The organism is Hyphomonadaceae bacterium BL14, from assembly GCA_027627705.1.
Lineage (GTDB): Bacteria > Pseudomonadota > Alphaproteobacteria > Caulobacterales > Maricaulaceae > Oceanicaulis.
In genome coordinates this window covers 1,298,844-1,316,570 of record CP091242.1, presented here as the reverse complement: position 1 = coordinate 1,316,570, position 17,727 = coordinate 1,298,844, and the positions used below count along the sequence as shown (strand labels likewise).

17 protein-coding genes are annotated in these 17,727 nt (G+C 66.2%); 4 read left to right on the top strand and 13 right to left on the bottom strand.

Annotation, left to right across the window (positions count from 1 at the left end):
* Both rodA and L2D00_06310 read left to right on the top strand, forming a co-directional pair.
* Entirely contained in the window at nucleotides 1–1,146 is a 1,146-nt protein-coding gene (gene rodA, locus L2D00_06315) for a rod shape-determining protein RodA (GenBank protein ID WBQ14295.1), read from the top strand.
* A 144-nt stretch (nucleotides 1,147–1,290) separates the two neighbouring features.
* The gene (locus L2D00_06310; GenBank protein WBQ14294.1) at nucleotides 1,291–2,658 is read left to right on the top strand and encodes a sodium-dependent transporter; all 1,368 of its coding nucleotides are present in this window, start codon (nucleotides 1,291–1,293) and stop codon (nucleotides 2,656–2,658) included.
* A gap of 93 nt (nucleotides 2,659–2,751) precedes the next feature.
* Here L2D00_06310 and L2D00_06305 read toward each other — a convergent pair whose 3' ends face one another.
* The 8 genes from L2D00_06305 to L2D00_06270 all read right to left on the bottom strand — a co-directional run bounded on the left by L2D00_06305 (nucleotide 2,752) and on the right by L2D00_06270 (nucleotide 11,733).
* Complete coding sequence (locus L2D00_06305) at nucleotides 2,752–3,504, bottom strand: cell wall hydrolase (protein WBQ14293.1); 753 nt, start codon at nucleotides 3,502–3,504, stop codon at nucleotides 2,752–2,754.
* Between the two features lie 231 nt (nucleotides 3,505–3,735).
* Entirely contained in the window at nucleotides 3,736–6,402 is a 2,667-nt protein-coding gene (gene ppdK / locus L2D00_06300; protein ID WBQ14292.1) for a pyruvate, phosphate dikinase, read from the bottom strand.
* Between the two features lie 40 nt (nucleotides 6,403–6,442).
* Entirely contained in the window at nucleotides 6,443–8,566 is a 2,124-nt protein-coding gene (glyS, locus tag L2D00_06295; GenBank protein ID WBQ14291.1) for a glycine--tRNA ligase subunit beta, read from the bottom strand.
* Nucleotides 8,567–8,578: 12 nt separating this feature from the next.
* Entirely contained in the window at nucleotides 8,579–9,175 is a 597-nt protein-coding gene (locus tag L2D00_06290; protein ID WBQ14290.1) for a glutathione S-transferase family protein, read from the bottom strand.
* Nucleotides 9,175–10,056, bottom strand: coding sequence for a glycine--tRNA ligase subunit alpha (locus L2D00_06285; protein ID WBQ14289.1), 882 nt, complete (start codon nucleotides 10,054–10,056; stop codon nucleotides 9,175–9,177). Before L2D00_06285 ends, L2D00_06290 begins: the two co-directional genes overlap by 1 nt.
* Nucleotides 10,057–10,125: 69 nt before the next feature.
* Nucleotides 10,126–10,347 (bottom strand): hypothetical protein, encoded by a 222-nt coding sequence (locus tag L2D00_06280; protein ID WBQ14288.1) that lies wholly within the window; start codon nucleotides 10,345–10,347, stop codon nucleotides 10,126–10,128.
* Between the two features lie 4 nt (nucleotides 10,348–10,351).
* Nucleotides 10,352–11,386 carry a quinone-dependent dihydroorotate dehydrogenase gene (locus L2D00_06275; GenBank protein ID WBQ14287.1) on the bottom strand — a complete coding sequence of 345 codons (1,035 nt, stop codon included), beginning with the start codon at nucleotides 11,384–11,386 and terminating at the stop codon, nucleotides 10,352–10,354.
* A complete protein-coding gene (locus L2D00_06270) occupies nucleotides 11,383–11,733 on the bottom strand; it encodes a DUF952 domain-containing protein (protein ID WBQ14286.1) in 351 nt (116 codons plus the stop codon). The genes L2D00_06275 and L2D00_06270 overlap by 4 nt, the downstream gene beginning before the upstream one ends.
* Before the next feature lie 161 nt (nucleotides 11,734–11,894).
* On the opposite strand from L2D00_06270, the gene L2D00_06265 reads away from it, so the two are divergent.
* The gene (locus L2D00_06265) at nucleotides 11,895–12,521 is read left to right on the top strand and encodes a helix-turn-helix transcriptional regulator (GenBank protein ID WBQ14285.1); all 627 of its coding nucleotides are present in this window, start codon (nucleotides 11,895–11,897) and stop codon (nucleotides 12,519–12,521) included.
* Between the two features lie 3 nt (nucleotides 12,522–12,524).
* Here L2D00_06265 and L2D00_06260 read toward each other — a convergent pair whose 3' ends face one another.
* From L2D00_06260 to L2D00_06250, 3 genes are all read right to left on the bottom strand, one after another.
* On the bottom strand, nucleotides 12,525–12,743 hold the full coding sequence (locus L2D00_06260) for a helix-turn-helix transcriptional regulator (GenBank protein WBQ14284.1): 219 nt from the start codon (nucleotides 12,741–12,743) through the stop codon (nucleotides 12,525–12,527).
* 4 nt (nucleotides 12,744–12,747) lie between these two features.
* Nucleotides 12,748–13,185: a hypothetical protein gene (locus tag L2D00_06255; GenBank protein WBQ14283.1), complete on the bottom strand. Its 438-nt coding sequence runs from the start codon at nucleotides 13,183–13,185 to the stop codon at nucleotides 12,748–12,750.
* Between the two features lie 81 nt (nucleotides 13,186–13,266).
* A complete protein-coding gene (locus L2D00_06250) occupies nucleotides 13,267–14,013 on the bottom strand; it encodes a hypothetical protein (GenBank protein WBQ14282.1) in 747 nt (248 codons plus the stop codon).
* Between the two features lie 167 nt (nucleotides 14,014–14,180).
* On the opposite strand from L2D00_06250, the gene L2D00_06245 reads away from it, so the two are divergent.
* Nucleotides 14,181–15,062 (top strand): VOC family protein, encoded by an 882-nt coding sequence (locus L2D00_06245; GenBank protein WBQ14281.1) that lies wholly within the window; start codon nucleotides 14,181–14,183, stop codon nucleotides 15,060–15,062.
* On the opposite strand, the gene msrB is transcribed toward L2D00_06245, so the two are convergent.
* Both msrB and L2D00_06235 read right to left on the bottom strand, forming a co-directional pair.
* Nucleotides 15,059–15,598, bottom strand: coding sequence for a peptide-methionine (R)-S-oxide reductase MsrB (msrB, locus tag L2D00_06240; GenBank protein WBQ14280.1), 540 nt, complete (start codon nucleotides 15,596–15,598; stop codon nucleotides 15,059–15,061). The genes L2D00_06245 and msrB overlap by 4 nt on opposite strands.
* Before the next feature lie 83 nt (nucleotides 15,599–15,681).
* Nucleotides 15,682–17,700 carry a hypothetical protein gene (locus L2D00_06235; GenBank protein ID WBQ14279.1) on the bottom strand — a complete coding sequence of 673 codons (2,019 nt, stop codon included), beginning with the start codon at nucleotides 17,698–17,700 and terminating at the stop codon, nucleotides 15,682–15,684.
* Nucleotides 17,701–17,727 lie beyond the last annotated feature (27 nt).

The window sequence follows — 17,727 nt, the reverse complement described above, 5'->3', positions numbered from 1 at the left end:
ATGGGCGTTTTCACCCAGTCTGTGCCGCGCGGCCTGCGCGAGAAGCTCTACGAAATCAACTGGGCGCTGGTGCTGCTGATCGTTCTGATCGGCATGATCGGCGTGGGCATGTTGTATTCGGTGGAAGGCGGGCAGTGGGACCCCTACGCCTCGCGCCACGCCGTGCGCTTCGCCGCCGGGTTCGCCGTGATGCTGACTGTGGCTCTGGCACCGCCCCGGCTGTGGATGGGACTGGCCTATCCGGCCTATCTGGGTGCCCTGGTCCTGCTGGTCGGAGTGGAGTTCTTCGGCTCCGTCGCCATGGGTGCCAAGCGCTGGCTGGACATCGGTCCGATCCGCATGCAGCCCTCGGAAATCATGAAGATCGCGCTCGTGCTGGCCCTGGCGCGCTACTACCACGACCTGGAAGAACACCGCGTCTCCAGCCTGTTCGGCCTGCTCATCCCGGTCATGATGATCGCCGCGCCGGTGCTGCTGGTGTCGCGCCAGCCGGATCTGGGAACATCCGTGCTCATCGCGGCCACCGGTCTGGTGATCGTATTCCTGGCCGGCCTGTCCTGGCGGGTGATCGGCGCGGGCGCGGTGTTCGGCGCCATCGGCGTCTGGGGGCTGCTGCAATACGGGCTGAAGGATTATCAGCGCGAGCGCATCTTCACCTTCCTCAATCCGGAAGCTGACCCGCTGGGCGCCGGCTATCAGATCATGCAGTCCAAGATCGCGCTCGGCTCAGGGGGCATGACGGGCAAGGGATACATGGAGGGCAGCCAGGCTCACCTGAATTACCTGCCTGAAAAGCAGACCGATTTCATCTTCACCATGCTGGGGGAGGAGTTCGGATTTGTCGGCTGCATCGTGGTGTTGGGGCTCTACGCCATCCTGTTGATGAACTGTCTGATGATCGCCGCATCGTGCAAGTCGACTTTCCTGCGCCTGGTGGTGATGGGGGTGGCCTCCACCTTCGCCTTCTATGTCTTCATCAATGCAGGCATGGTGATGGGGCTATTCCCCGTGGTTGGCGTGCCGCTGCCCATGATCTCCTATGGCGGATCGGTGATGATGACTGTCCTGATCGGGCTGGGACTGATCCTGGGCGCTCACGTGCATCGCGGCGCCGAACCGCCCAAAGGTGCCGGTCTGTTCGGATAGCGGTACCAAGGGCGCCCGCCAGCTTGACCGGGCGCGCCGGATCGCCCACCCTCCCGCGCCAAATGGCCCTGTCATCGCGGGGTTTCAGCATGAATCGCGCGTCCTTGACCGGATGCGCCGGGCGTCAAACGGGGAGATCACTTCATGGCCGGTGGCGGGACGATTACCTGGAACTCGCGGTTCGGGTTCCTGATGGCGGCGATCGGCTCGTCCGTGGGCCTGGGCAATTTCTGGCGCTTTCCCTATACCGCCGGCGAGAATGGCGGCGCCGTTTTCGTGCTGGTGTATCTGGCCTGTGTCATCCTGATCGCTTTTCCCATCCTGATCGCGGAGCTGGCGGTGGGCCGCCATGCCCGCCGCTCCGCCGTCGGCTCCACGCGCAAGATGGCGTTCGACGCCGGTGCGTCTGAAATGTGGTCCATCGCCGGCTGGGTGGCCATGGCGGGCGGGGTGATGATCCTGTGCTTCTATTCGGTGGTGGCCGGTTGGGTCGCCGCCTTTGTGTTCCAGACCGCCACGGGAGCGTTCGTAAACGCCTCGCCTGAGGTGGTGGCCGGCGCGTTCGGCGAGCTGACTGGCGACACGACCACGGTGATCGGCTGGCACAGCCTGTTCATGGTGGTGACCATCGGCATCGTGTCCATGGGCGTGACGCAAGGCATTGAGCGGGCCGTCACCATCCTGATGCCGCTCTTCTTCCTGATGCTCGTGGGTCTGGTGGTTTATGCCGGGATGACCGCGGATATGGGCGCGGCGCTGAGTTATCTGTTCACCCCCGACTTCAGCGAGCTGAGCGGGCAGACCCTGATTGCGGCGCTTGGTCAGGCCTTCTTCTCCATCGGCGTGGGCTCGGCGATCATGATCACCTACGGCTCGTATCTGCGGAGGGATGATAACCTGCCCCAGTCGGCGGCCATCATCGCCGGCGCCGACACCCTGGTGGCGATCATTGCCGGTCTGGCGATCTTCCCGTTCGTGTTCGCTTTCGGACTCAATCCGGCTGGTGGTCCTGGCCTGTTCTTCGAAACCCTGCCGGCGGTGTTCGCGCAGATGCCGGGCGGACAGTGGGTGGGCACCGCCTTCTTCTCCCTGGCCTTCATCGCTGCGTTGACCAGCTCGATTTCGCTTTTGCAGGTGATCGTGTCCTTTGGCGAGGAGCATACTGACTTTGGCCGTGTCGGCTCGGCGGTGTTCTTTGGCGCCATTATCTTCATGTTCGGCGTGGGCGCGGCCTTCTCGGGCGGGTTCTTCGATGTTCTGGACAAGGTGTCGGGCACGATCCTGCTGCCGCTGGGCGGGCTCTTGATCGCGGTGTTCACCGGGTGGATCGTGTCGCGCCAGCTCATGCTGACCGAACTGGAACAGGCGAGCACAGCCTTCTTCGGCTACTGGCGCTTTTCCGTCCGCTACATCGCGCCCGTCGCCGTGGCGTTGATCATTATCGCGGGCCTCGCGGACACGTTCAGCATCCCGCTGCCCTTCCTGGGACAGACCGAGGTGGCGACGGACTGATCGCACGCGGCGCAGCTCAGCGCGGCGTCAGAACGACAAAGCCCCGGAGCAGCGCTGCTCCGGGGCTTTGTCTATTGAGGCGTGAGGAGCCAATCAGGCTTCGCGCTCTCTCAGGATGCGGCGCTCAGACGGGCTGGGAATGCGGTAGAAAATGTGCGCACCGATGCGCCGCGTCTGCACCAGCGAGGCGTTCCAGACCGGATCGACCTGCGTGGTGTGATAGTGCGTGGCCGACCGCGTCATCGGCCGGGCAAACCCCATCAGCGCATGATCGGCCACCAGCTCGGCGCGGCGCCAGGCGCGGCCCTGGGCGGTGCGCTCCAGCGACCCGTCGCAGGTGAAGGAGAACTGGCACCCGGTGACGCGCTCGGAGCCCTGATAGACCACGCCGCAGACGGTTTCGGGATAGGCCCGGTGGCGTACCCGGTTGAGCACGACTTCGGCCACAGCCAGCTGGCCGGCGAAGCTTTCGCCGCGCGCCTCATAATAGATGGCTTCGGCCAGACACTGGCGCTCGCGGGCGTTCAGGCGCGCGCGCTGCAGGTGTCCCGCGTCAAAGCTGCGCAGATCGTCCAGCGAGCGGGTCACCACCGCAGCGCCCATCTCGGTGTCGGGCGCGACGGTGTAGGAGGCCGCGACCAGCTGGGCGGGCGCGTCCCATTCCAGCACGTCGCCGGACTCAAGATAGGCGGCGGCCAGGCTGCGCCACACCGCAGCCTCATCCTGTTCACGCGCGCGCTCGGGTGCCAGGGTCACGGCCCCGGCCACGAATATGAGCGCCGCTGTCGCAGCGGCACCTTTCAGCGCGGTACGTGAGCGCCGGATCAGGTCTTTGGCAGCCAGCATGAAGCCTCTGTCTTTGGCGCTTTGTCTGCGCCGCGCCAACGGGGCGGAGCGGGTTCGAAGCGTCGGCCCGCACCAGGGATTTGCGAGAAACCCCTGTGCAAGGATTGAACCATTAAGAGAGCACGTATGTCGCCCCAAGCCGCGGGTCAATAGTGTTCAGGTTGGGCGAAAATTGGGCAACGCTTGTGCGCTGCCGCAATAACGGGCTAAGTCACCTGCCAGTCAAGGCGATCACGATTTCGCGCGCAAAGCCGCCTGGGCCGCCGCCAGCCGCGCAATGGGCACGCGGTATGGCGAACAGGACACATAGTCGAGCCCGGCTGATTCGCAGAACTGGATCGAGGCCGGGTCGCCGCCATGCTCCCCGCAAATGCCGAGTTTCAGGCCCTCGCGCGCTCCGCGCCCGCGCTCCACGGCGATGCGGATGAGATCGCCGACCCCCTCCTGATCGAGGGAGACGAACGGGTCTTTCTCAAAAATCCCGGCTTCGAGATAATCGCCCAGGAACTTGCCCGCATCGTCGCGCGACAGGCCGAACGTGGTCTGGGTCAGGTCGTTGGTGCCGAATGAGAAGAACTCGGCATGGGCGGCGATGTCCGCGGCGCGCAGGGCCGCGCGCGGCAGCTCGATCATGGTGCCGATGAGATAGATCGGTGCCACGCCGGTCTCGCTCTCCACCTGGCGTGCCACAGCGGCGACGCGCACTTTCAGGATTTCCAGCTCGCGCGCCACGGCCACCAGCGGGATCATCACCTCGGCGACCGGTTTGACGCCGGTTTCCTTTTCCACCAGCGCCTGCGCCTCGAAAATGGCGCGTGCCTGCATCTCGTAGATTTCCGGATAGGTGATGCCGAGGCGGCAGCCGCGATGGCCCAGCATGGGGTTGGTTTCCGACAGGTCGCGCGCGCGCTGCATCAGCGCATCGGCGGACACGCCGGTGGCTTCGGCCACGGCCACCACATCATCCGCCGTGTGGGGCAGGAATTCGTGCAGGGGCGGATCGAGCAGGCGGATGGTGCAAGGCCGGTCTTCCATGATGCGGAAAATGGCCGCGAAATCATCGCGCTGCATAGGCAGGATTTTCGCCAGCGCCTTGATGCGCCCGGCCTGGCTGTCGGCCAGGATCATTTCGCGCACGGCCGCGATGCGGTCGGCGTCAAAGAACATGTGCTCGGTCCGGCACAGGCCGATGCCCTCGGCGCCGAACTCGCGCGCGGTCTGCACGTCGCCAGGCGTGTCGGCATTGGTGCGCACCTTCATCCGCCGGGCCTTGTCGGCCCAGACCATCAGCGCGCCGAACTCGCCGGTCAGTTCCGGTTTGATCATCGGGGCTTCGCCGAACAGCACCTCGCCCGTGGCACCGTCCACAGTGATCACATCGCCCTGGCGGATGGTGCGGCCGCGTGCGGTGAACAGCTTTTCCGCCGCATTGATGCGGATCTCGCCGGCGCCGGACACGCACGGACGGCCCATCCCGCGCGCCACCACCGCCGCGTGAGACGTCATGCCCCCGCGCGCCGTCACGATGGCCTGGGCGGCGTGCATGCCGTGAATATCCTCCGGGCTGGTCTCCATGCGCACCAGGATGACCTTCAGCCCCTGGGCGGCCATGGTTTCGGCCTCATCGGAATCAAACACCGCCTGGCCGCTGGCCGCACCCGGCGAGGCGGGCAGGCCCTTGGCCAGCACATCGCGCTCATGGCTGTCATCGATGGTGGGGTGCAAAAGCTGGTCGAGCTGGGACGGGTCCACGCGCAGCACCGCTTCCTCTTCGCCGATCAGGCCTTCGGCCACCATGTCCACGGCGATTTTCAGCGCCGCGCGCGCGGTGCGCTTGCCCGACCGGGTCTGCAGCATCCACAGCCGGCCGCGCTCCACGGTGAACTCGATATCCTGCATGTCGCGATAGTGGCGCTCCAGCCGGTCGAACACGTCGGTCAGTTCGGCGAACACCTCGGGCAGGGCTTCTTCCATGGAAGGCTGGGTGTCGCCCATGCGCTCGCGCATGGATTTGGTCAGGCATTGCGGCGTGCGGATGCCGGCCACCACGTCCTCGCCCTGGGCGTTGATCAGGAACTCGCCGTAATAGCCCGCCTCGCCGGTGGACGGGTCGCGAGTAAAGGCGACGCCGGTGGCCGAGGTATTGCCCATATTGCCGAACACCATGGCCTGGACATTGACCGCCGTGCCCCAGCTGGCGGGGATGTCATACATGCGCCGGTAGGTGATGGCCCGGTCATTCATCCACGACCCGAACACGGCCGAGATGGCGCCCCAGAGCTGGGCGCGCGGATCGGTGGGGAAGGGGTGGCCAAGCGCCTCTTCCACGGCGCGCTTGTATTCAACGATCACCTCGGCCCATTCGTCGGCGGTGATTTCGGTGTCGAGCGTGTAGTCGCGGTCCTCCTTGAACATTTCAAGGATTTCCTCAAACGTCTCATGGGGCACGCCCAGCACCACGTCCGAATACATGGTGATGAAGCGGCGATAGGAATCCAGCGCAAACCGCCGGTCGCCCGACAGCTTGGCCAGGCCCTCGGCGGTGTCATCATTGAGGCCGAGATTGAGCACGGTATCCATCATGCCCGGCATAGACGCGCGCGCGCCCGAGCGCACCGACACCAGCAGCGGATTGGCCGGATCGCCAAAGCGCTTGTCCACCTTGGCTTCCAGGTCGGCCAGGGCCGCCTCGACCTGGGCGTCCAGATCGGCGGGGTAGTTGCGGTCATTGTCGTAATACGCGGTGCACACGCCGGTGGTCAGAGTGAAGCCCGGCGGAACCGGCAGGCCCAGGCGCGCCATCTCGGCGAGGTTCGCGCCCTTGCCGCCCAGCAAATTCTTGTCATTGCGGTCGCCATCGGAGGCACCGGCGCCGAACGTGTACACCCATTTCGTCATCTCAAGGCCTCATCATTTTTGCCCGCGGCCTTCGAAGGCATCAGCCTTCCAGCCGGGAAAAATCCGCCACCGCATCCGCCGCGGCGCGAATCCGCGACAGAAGCACCAGCCTGTTGCGCCGCACAATAGGGTCTTTGTCGTTCACGACAACCGCCTCGAAGAAGGCGTCCACGGGTTCGCGCAATTGGGCGAGGGCGGACATGGCGGCGGAGAAGTTTTCCAGTTCGAGCGCAGCCTGGGCCGCAGCCTCCGCGTTTGCGATTGCGGTCACGAGGGCGCGCTCTTCAGGCGCGCTGGCGACCTTGGCGATCCTGGAGAGAAGGTTTGACGCGTCGCCGCCCTGAACCTCGGCCACCGCCGCGCCCAGATCAAACCCCTTCTTCTCCTCCGCAGACAGGATATTCGCCGCCCGGCGATAGCCCGCCAGCAACGCCGCCCCGTCCGGCGCATCCAGGAAAGCCTGCAGCGCGCGGGATTTGTTCGTCACGCGCACAAGGTCGTCGTCGCCGAGTGCGAACACGGCGTCGATGACATCATGGCGAATGCCTTCGTCCTTCAGATGGACTTTCAGGCGGTCGGCGAAGAAGGCGAGGAGGTCGTCGCGTCTGGCGATCATATCGCCCTGCACTCCAACATCACCACCGGCAGAGTCGAGCACAGTCGGAGAGAAAAGCTGCTTGAGCGCCAGCCTAAATTCGCGCTCCAACAAAATCCGGATTACCCCTAGCGCGGCGCGACGCAGGGCGAACGGGTCTTTGGAGCCGGTCGGCTTCTCATCAATCGCCCAGAAGCCCAACAGCGTATCGAGCTTGTCCGCCAGCGCGACAGCGGCGCTGACCGGCGCGGTCGGCACGTCATCAGACGGGCCTTGGGGTTTGTAATGGTCCTTGATGGCGTCCGCGATCTGGAGATCAAGGCCGGCATCGAGCGCATAATATCGGCCCATCGCGCCCTGAAGCTCCGGGAATTCATAGACCATCTGGCTGACGAGATCGGCTTTCGCTAGACGCGCGGCCATTTCAGCCATGTCAGGATCGGCCTTCACCACTTCGGCAAGCTCGCGCGCCAGCCTGGCCACACGATCCACTTTATGTGCCACCGTCCCCAGCCTGTCATGGAACGTCACCTTGGACAGCTCGCCCGCCATGGCGTCGAGGCCCTTGGCGCGGTCGAGATCCCAGAAATGGCGCGCATCCGACAGGCGGGCCGAGAGCACGCGGGCATTGCCCGCGGCGATGGCCGCGCCGCCGTCCGGGGCGGTCTGGTTGGCGATGGTGACGAATTTGGGCGCCAGCGCGCCGGTCCCGGGGTCGCGCACCGCGAAGTATTTCTGGTGGGTGCGCATGGTCAGGGTGATGACTTCGGGCGGCAGGTCGAGGAAGCTGGTATCCATATCGCCCATCACCGCTACCGGCTGTTCGGCGAGCCCTGTCACCTCGTCCAGCAGGCCCTCATCCTCGATAAGTTCCAGCCCGGCCTTCGCGCACACCGCGCGTGCATCGTCCAGAATTTTCTGCCAGCGCTCGGCGCGGGTCAGGATGACGCCGTTGGATGTCAATTGCGCGGCATAGTCGGCAAAGCCGGTCACGGTGAAGGGGCCGGAGCCGTGAATGCGGTGGCCTTCGGTAATGTTGGCGGCGGTCAGGCCAAACACCTCCACCGGGACCACCTGGCCATCGAGCAGGCAGATCAGCCGGTGCAGCGGACGCACCCAGCGCTGGGCCTTGGCACCCTCGCCGAACTTCATGGATTTGGGCCAGGGGAAAGTGCGCGTGATCTCGGGCAGGGCAGTCTTGAGCACGTCCGCCGTGTCGCGGCCCGGCGTCTCGATCACGGCGATATAGAAGGCACCCTTCTTGTCCTCGCGCACGTCGCACTGGTCGATGCTGGCGAGACCCGCGCCACGCAGGAAGCCTTCAATAGCTTTTTCCGGCGCGTCGGTGCGCGGACCCTTGCGCTCCTCGCGCACGGCCTCGGTCTTCAGCGGTAGGCCCTCGATCGCCAGACCCATCCGGCGCGGGCCGGAGAACGCCTCCAGCCTGTCCCAGGTGAGGCCTGCGTCTTTCAGCGCGGCGGACACCAGACGCGCCAGGTCGGCTTCGGCGCGCGCCTGCATGCGCGCCGGGATTTCTTCGCAGAAGAATTCAAGGAGGAGGTCAGCCACGCGTCCGGTCCGTCAGGTATTGGTTGCTTGCATGCGCGCATAGGCGGGCCGGGCGTGCAGCCGGTCGATATAGCGGTCAATGGACGAGTTTTCGCCCATCAGCTTGAAATGCTTCAGCCAGCCCAGCGCACCGCCGATCAATATGTCGGCCGCGCTGAATTGATCGCCGAGGATATACTCGCCATCGGACAGCCGCCGCTCCACCAGCGACAGGACCGTGTCCCAATCGCCCCAGCCGACCATGCGCGGGTCCACATCCAGGCCCTGAGACTTCGTAATGATGGCCGGCTCCAGCACGCCGGGGCGGAACACCGACCAGTAGAGATAGTCGGCGCGCTCGGGATCGCCGATGGCGGGCGCCAGGCCGGCTTCCGGGAAGGCATCGGCCAGATAGAGCGAGATGGCGGCCATCTCGGTGAGGGTCTTGCCGTTATGGCGGATCGCCGGGACCTTGCCCGCCGGGTTCACCGACAGGAAGTCCGGCCCGCGCGTCGCCCCGCCAAACACATCCACCTTTTTGAGCTCATAGGGCACGCCCAGCTCTTCAACCAGCCACACCGTGCCGGTGGAGCGCGTATTGGGTCCGTGCCAGACGGTGAGGTCGGTCATCACGCCGCGTCCTTGTGTTGATGGGCCACCCACGCACTCGCGCAGCCCTTGGCCAGCTCGCGCACCCGGGCGATCCAGCTGGCCCGCTCAGCGACCGAGATGGCGCCGCGGGCATCGACCAGATTGAACAGGTGGGACGCCTTCAGGCACCAGTCATAGGCGGGCAGGGGCAGAGGCGGGTCCAGCGCCAGCAGGGCCATGCACTGCTTTTCCGCGCCCTTGAACCACTCGATCAGCATGTCGACATCGGCATGCTCGAAATTGAAGGCCGATTGCTGGCGCTCGTTCTCCAGGAACACGTCGCCATAAGACAGCCCGGCGCCGTTGAAATCGAGATCGTAGACATTCTCCACGCCCTGCACATACATGGCCAGGCGCTCCAGCCCATAGGTCAGCTCGCCCGAAACCAGCTCCACATCCAGCCCGCCCACCTGCTGAAAATAAGTGAACTGGCTCACCTCCATGCCGTCGCACCAGACCTCCCAGCCCAGCCCCCAGGCGCCCACGGTGGGGTTCTCCCAGTCATCCTCCACAAAGCGCACATCGTGGAGCTTGCGGTCGATGCCGATGGCGTCCAGCGAGCCGAGATACAGGTTCTGAATATTCGCCGGGCAGGGCTTCAGGAGCACCTGGTATTGGTAATAGTGCTGCAGCCGGTTGGGGTTCTCCCCGTAGCGCCCGTCGCCCGGACGCCGTGACGGTTGCACATAGGCCGCCCGCCACGGCTTGGGGCCCAGCGAGCGCAGCGTGGTGGCCGGATGCAGTGTGCCGGCGCCCACCTCGATGTCATAGGGTTGCAGAATCGCGCAGCCCTGATCGGCCCAGTACCGGTGCAGGGTGAGGATCAAGTCCTGAAACGAGGGCGCGGTGCGGGCGGTCATGGTGTGTCCGGACTGGAAAGGGAGGCCGTTGGAAGCAGGGCGCGACACTAGGCGCGCGCCGGGGTGTGATCAAGAACGCGGACCGGCTGCGCCGCCGTCATCCTCATCGCCCGGCCGGTCCTCGGGTTCGTCCTCGGGTTCGTCCTCGGGTTCGTCCTCGGGTTCGAGGCGCCGGCGCACCGCTTCGCGGGCGGCGTCCTCAGCGGCGGAATTGCGCGCGCGGGTGTGCGGCTGCAGGAGAACATAAAGCGCCGCAGCCGCGATCAGCAGGAGAAGCGTCAGTCCGATCATAGCCTCACCCCTCCATACCGACCGCGTCGGCGAGGCGTGTATAGCCGTCGCGTTTCAGGAGGGCGGCCAGGCCATCGCGGATGCGCAAGGCCAGTCCCGGACCCTGATAAATCAAAGCGGTATAGAGCTGGACCGCACTGGCACCGGCGCGAATCTTCTCATACGCGGCCTCGGCGCTGTCGACCCCGCCCACACCGATGATGGGCAGTTCGGCCCCCACACGCCGGTAGAAGGCGCGCACCATTTGCGTGGACAATGCCCTCAGCGGCGCGCCGGACAGGCCGCCCGCTTCAGCGTGGTGACGGCTTTTCAGCGTGTCCGGGCGCGCCAATGTGGTGTTGGAGACGATGAGCCCTGACACGCGGTGGCGCAACGCGGCCTCAGCGATGACATCGATATCGGCGGGCGCCAGATCGGGCGCCACCTTGACGAAGACCGGCTCGGCCCAGCGCGTGTCGTTGACACGATTCATCAGCTCATCGAGCGCCTGCGCGCCCTGGAGATTGCGCAGGCCCGGCGTATTGGGCGAGGAAATGTTGAGGGTGAAGAAATCCGCCAGCCCCGACAGGGATTTCAGCAGGATCGCGTAGTCTGCGGCGCGATCTTGCGAATCCTTGTTGGCCCCCAGATTGACGCCGACCACGCCGGGCTTGCCTGCGCGCGCTTCCAGCCGGGCCTTCACCGCGTCGAGGCCTTCATTGTTGAAGCCCATGCGGTTGATCACCGCCTTGTCTTCACGCAGGCGGAACAGGCGCGGAGCGGGATTGCCGGCCTGCGGGCGCGGCGTCACGCCGCCCACCTCGACAAAGGCGAACCCGGCGTCCAGCAGCGCGTCGGGCGCCTCGGCATTCTTGTCGAACCCGGCGGCCAGACCCACCGGGTGGGCGAGCTCCATCCCTGCGATCGCCGTGGCCAGCACCGGATCGGCCGGTGTGCGCACCTGCGGGCCCAGACCCTGTTTCAGGGCGTTGAGCGCCGCCCGGTGGGCGCGCTCGGGCGGCAATAGCGTCATCAGGCGGGCGGCGGCATCGGCGATCACGGGCACAGCTCCTGCGGCAGGCGCCAGCCATCCTCGGTGCGGGTGATCAGATGCACGGCGCGCACGGCGCTGAAGGGCAGGGGGCCGTAGATGTGCGGGAACAGCTCGCCGCGGCGCGAGGCCTCCCATTTGATTGAATCGCCCAGCGCGGCCGCATCGATCACCGCCACGGCGAGGCGGCTGGCACCGGCGTAATGCGCCTCCAGCGTGCCGGCGAGCTGGGCCAGGCTGGAGCAATGGATGAAACCGTCGGCCCGGTCATGGGCCTCGCCTTCATACGCCCCGGAGATGGACGCAGCGGCCAGAGCCGCCGGATCAGCAATGCGGTAAATCTCAGGTGTGCTCATGGGCCATGGCGGTACGGCACCCGGCGCGCGCAGGCAAGAGGCAAGGCGGTGTGCCTGGCCCCGCAGCCTTGCACGCCGGCGTGATTATCGTCCGCCCAGCCGCTTGGAAAAGGAAAATTTTCCTGATACCCAAGCATGATGTTCTCCGGATGAGGGATCACATGCTCACTCATGCCCAGATATGGCGTGGCGTGGACCGGCTGGCACAGCGCGCGGGTTTGAGCGCATCCGGGCTCGCGCGCCAGGCCGGGCTGGACCCGACCACATTCAATCCTTCCAAGCGGGCCAGCGCTGACGGGACCAAGCCGCGCTGGCCCTCGACCGAAAGCATCGCCAAGGCCCTGGAGGCGTCGGGCACCGCATTTGAGGATTTTGCCGCTTTGGCCACAGGATCTGTCAGCGGGCGGTCTGTGCCGCTGATCGGGTTCGCGCAGGCTGGCAGTCACGGGTTTTTCGACGATGCGGGCTTTCCGGCCGGGGCGGGCTGGGAGGAAATTCACTTTCCCGGCGTCGATGACGAGGACGCCTATGCGCTCGAGATTTCAGGCGACTCCATGGCGCCGGTCTATCGCGCGGGCGACCGCATCGTGGTGGCACCCCATTCCGTACCCCGGCGCGGCGACCGGGTGGTGGTCAAGACCCGCTCCGGCGAGGTGATGGCCAAGGAACTCGGCCGGGTCACCAATCAGAGCGTGGAGCTGATCTCTCTGAACCCGGCCTTTGGCAACCGCCTTTTGAACCCCTCGGACATTGTTTGGATGGCGCGCATCGTCTGGGCCAGCCAGTAGCGTTCAGTCTGCGTACTGGAACACGTCCTCGAGAGGCTTGCCGAAGGTGCGCGCCACGCGGAACGCCACTTCCAGCGAGGGCGAATAGCGCCCCTGTTCCATGGCGATGACGGTCTGGCGGGTAATCCCGACCGCTTCGGCAAGCTGGGCCTGCGTCATCTCGCCGGCGTGAAAGCGTTGCTCGCGAATGGTGTTGGAGATGCGGTTCGCGCCCTTGCCCATGGCGCTACACGCCCCGGCGGTAGTCGATGAGCTTGGAGACCGCCTTGACGATCTCGCCCAGCACCAGGCCCGCCAGGATCAGGTTGACGATCCAGAAATGCGCCGCCGTCACCATGGCCAGGCCCATGGCACATACCGCGAAGGCCGCCATCACAAACCCGCCGCGCTGGTCGCCGCGCATCTCGATCAGCGCGTCGCGCTCGTCCTGGCGCCCCGCCTCCTTGCGATTGAGCAGGGCGATCACGATGTGGCCGAACACCGCAATGGCCACCAGCGCCGGGATCGAGGCGATGACCAGGCCGTTCGACATGAGCAGGGCGATATCGGTGTTGATCTGCGCCCCCGACACAAGCGGCCCGCCGAACACCAGCGCGAAATACACCCCGTACACCAGGACCATCGCGCCCAGCATCAAGAGGTTGGATTTTTCCAGATACGTCATGTCTGCCTCCTTTGACAAAATGTCTGAAAAACCAGACATGGTGCGATATGGAGGCGGGAGGAGGGTGATGTCAAGTTTTTCTTACTCGCCCTCCACCCCCATGCGGAACAGCGCGTCGTCATACGTCTCGCCGGTGGTGAAGGCGGTCCAGTAGACCTCGTTGGCTTTCACGCCGTTATAGTAGAGGCGCAGCCGGCCGGGCTGGACGAAGCCGCCCTCGGTGTTGGTGTAGAAATCTGAGTAGATGCGTTCGTGCCAGCCGCGCGGGGTGTCGAAGCCGACGCGCACGATGGCAAAATCGTCCTGGCGGATAGCGAAAAGGGTCTCACTGCCCGCCGGATCATTCAGACGCACCATGTAGGCGGGCCGGGCGTCCACCAGATCGTCCGGCAGGCGGTCAATGGTCCAGCCCTCATCAAAGGCGTGGCGGATGGCACCGAAGCCGAAATTGGACGCCCAGTCATCGGCACCCGCCTCGACCGGGCCGTCCTGATTGTAGGATTGCTCTCCGTCATAGGCGAGCTGGAACACGATTTCGCCCTCGCGAAACGCCTCGATGCGCACGCGGCCGCTGGCCTGACGGGCGTCGGGTTTGTCGCTCGCATACACCCGCCACATCCGGTAGGGCTCGTAGCGGACAAAGTCGGCGCCTCCGCGCCAGAACAGGCCATACCCCTCCATGTAGAGCGAACCTGGATCGCGCCAGGCCTCGCCGCCGGCGGCCTCGTGGGCGCGCGCGACAATCTCGGGTCCGGTGAGGGCGTCAGGCTCGGCCGTGGCGGGCGGGGAGACGGCCAGCGCCAGGCTGGCGAGGAGGGCGGTCAGCATGGGTCTCTCCTTCAGGCGCCGGCAAGCGGCGGCGGACAAAACGCAGGCCATGGCTTGCGCACTGGAATGGTTCAAATGGTATACCAACTCATCAAGCCGTGGCGAGCCCGGCTGTCCGGTCATGCCCCGCGCCGTCGCGCGCCGGGGTCAGAATGAGGGTCTGGCATATGAAACTCCTGCGCGCCGCCACGCTGACGGTTGCTGATCTGGACGCCGCCGAGGCGCTGTATCGCGACTATCTCGACTACACGACCGTCTCGCGCGGGACGCTGGGGGCGGATCTCGCCGAGGCGTTCAATGCGCCCAAATCCGCCGGGGCGCGCAGCCTGGTCATGGCGCCGGCCTCGGGCGCGGAGATTTATCTGCGGCTGGTCGAGCAGAAGCCCGTGCCCGAATACAAGCCGCTGACCACCTATGGCTGGAATTCCATCGAAATCTGCGTGCAGGACGTGCTCGCCGCCCATGAGCGCATCAAGGCCTCGCCGTTTGAGGTGATCGGCCCGCCGCGCGAGATCGAGGGCCTGCCCGCGATCTACCCCATGCAGATGAAAGGCCCAGACGGGGAGATCGTGTACCTTACCCAGATCCGCGATGATCTGCCGGCCTATGATCTGCCGCGCGCCACCGCGCCCATCGACCGCCTGTTCATTCTGGTGATCGGCTGCTCGGACATGCATGCCAGCCTGAAATGGTTTGACGACACGCTGGGGTTTGAGACCGGCCGGGTGATGGAAATCGAATACCACATGCTCGCCGACGCCTTCGGCACGCCGAAGACCGAGCTGCACACCATCTCCACCGGTATTCACGGACGGGACGTGTTTCTGGAGCTCGATCAATACCCGCCCGCCGCGACGGAGCGCCCCCGGCATGAGGGCATGCTGGTCCCCGGCTGCTGCGTGGGCAGCTTCCTGCACCCCGATTTCGACGCGATCAAGGGCGAGTGGGTCAGCCCGCCCACAGTGCGCGAGGGCGCGCCCTATAACGGCAAACGCTCCGGCACGCTGCGCGGCCCGGACGGATTGCTGGTGGAAGTGATCGAGCTTTAGGTGCCCTGCGGCCGCGCCACGAAATTCAGCGCCAGGCCGTTATTGCACCAGCGCTGGCCGGTGGGGCGGGGGCCGTCTTCGAAGACATGGCCCTGATGACCGCCGCAGCGGGCGCAGTGATACTCGGTGCGCGGGGTCCACAGGCGGCGGTCCGGCTTGGTGCGCACGGCACCGTCCAGCGGTGCCCAGAAGCTGGGCCAACCGGTCCGGCTGTCATATTTGGTGTGCGAGGAAAACAGCGGCAGGGCGCAGCCGGCGCACACAAAAATCCCGTCGCGCGTCTCGTCATCCAGCGGGCTTGAGCCGGGCCGCTCGGTACCCTCCTGGCGCAGGATGCGGAACTGGTCGGGCGTCAGGCGCGCCCGCCAGTCGTCATCTGTAAGCGCAGAATAATCTTCGGCTTCCTCGCCCCAGGGCACAATGCCGGGGTGAGCGAACAGATCGGTCTCGTCAAAGCGGCTGCGCGCCAGCGCCGGACCGGCGGCGGTGAAGGCGAGTGCAGCGCCCAGAAACACGCGGCGGGTGGTCAGCGTCATGACGCAAATCCTTATCTTGGATGCCTGACGCTCAATCTATCCCGGATGGACGGCGCGGCCAGTCACAAGCCGGAGAGCCGGGATCACCGTTTGCGCGTGCGGGGCGCCGGATCGGGGTCTGGCTCAGGCGCGTCTTCGTCTTTCGGCTCCATGTTCGCCAGCAAATCGCGCCAGCGCCAGCCCGGATCGCGTCCCGCTGCCGAGGTGCGGGACGGCGCGGTGTCATTATCCGGGGTGTCCGGCTCCGGCGACGCGTCCTCTGCACGGTCATCGGACCTGTCACCACGTAACGCGGGGTCAGCAGGCGCATCGTCATCCGTTTTGTCCCGCGCCGGACGCGGATTGGCCGTGCGCGCGCGGCTTTCCCCAGTGCGCCGGGCGCTCAGAGGATCGGGGACCTCGTTGGCGGGCAGATCCAGCGGCTTGCGCCCGCCGGCCACCGATCCCATGCGCAGGATGAAGTCTGACAGCAGCTCATAATTCTGCCGGATGCGGGCCTGGAACTGGGCGTCGATGTCACGCGCCTGGTCGCTGGCTTCCGCCGCCGTGCTGGTCAGGCGCTCCAGCCCGTCTGACAGGATGCGCTCAATGGCCTGCGCGCTTTCGCGGGCCGCATCGGGCGCGGCTTCCAGCTTGCGGCGCAGATCGGCCAGTTCGGATTCAACGCGCGCCGTCTCGCGCCTGGAGGTCTCCAGCGTATCGGCCAGCTGGCGGCGCACGGCTTCAGAGGCGGACTCGGCGGCTTTTGCCGCGCGCTCGGTGAGGGTTTCGGCTTCCTGCAAACGGGCCTGGAAGGCGTCGTCGGAGCGGCGCGCCGCCTCAAACCCGGCTTCGCTGACGCGCTCCAGCGCGGCCTCGGCGGCCCCGGCCTGGGCCTCCAGACTGGAGCCGGCGCTTTCGGCCGCTTCGCGGGCGGCTTCGGCCACGGCGCGCAGGCGGTCCATGGCCTTTTCCTGGGCCTTGGCCGCGTCCGCGCTTTCCTTGCGCACCAGCTCGCCCAGGGATTCGGCGCGCTTGAGCGCGGCTTCAACGGCGGTCTGGAAGATCTGACCTGACTTTTCCGCCGCGGCTTTGAGTGTGTCGGCCCCGCCGCGGGCGGTGCGGGTCATGGTTTCCAGCTCGGCCTTGTGGAAATCGAGCGAGGCGGCGATCTTTTCCTGCTCCTTGCGCAGGGCGTCACTGGCTTCGCCCAGCCGGTCGCGATGCTTGAGATAGGCGGCCTCCAGCCCTTCGCTGCGGGCTTTGAGCGCATCGGCGAAGTCCCGCAACTCGTTGGACCGGGCATCCAGTGAGAGTGTCACGCGGTTGCTGGCGTCTTCCACGCTGTCGCCGGCGGATTTGAGCCGGTCGGCACCTGACCGTATGCGCTTCTCGCTCTCGGCTGCGCGCGAATCGGCGAGCTCGGCGGCGGCGGCGACCATTTTGGACTGGTCCTGGATGGCGGCAGCGATGAGCGCGGCCTTGTCATCGAGGCTTTCGGCCACGTCTGACAGCTTCTCACGCTCCGCGCGCAGGGAGCGCACGAGCGCCTCGGCGCGCTCGCGCGCCTTGCCTGAACTGTCTTCCAGACTGTCGGCGTGATGGGTGATCACTTCTTCCATGGCGGCCAGGCGCGCCAGCGCGCTTTCCATGGTGGAGTTGACCCGGTCGATCTGAACCGCGATGGCGTCGGCCAGGCGCGCGGTATCGGTCTCGGCATGGGTCAAGGGCGCGGCCAGGCGCGCCACGGCCAGGTCAAGCCGGCGTGCGCGGGCACTCGAGCGCGCGACCTCGCGGCCGAGCAAGCCGGCCAGAATGAACAAAAGCGCGGGTGCCACGGCGAAAACAGACAGGCCGGCCAGCTGGGCGGCCGTCAGGCTGGCCAGGTCTGTGTATCCGGCCAGATAGGCGCTGGCACCGCCTGCCCATAACAGGCCGAAGGCGAGCCCGAGAAACGCGATCCAGCCGCCGCCGCGCGCGGGCGGCACCATGTCCGGCTCCGCGGGCGGCGCTGTGACGTCCCGGCGCGAGCGCACAGTGTCCAGCACCCCGCCGCCGGGCAGGCTGGCAGGCTCACTGATGTTTGCAGCGACCGGTTCGGATTTTGCGTCCCTGACGGCCATGACGCCCCGTTTCTCAAAGCTGTGCGC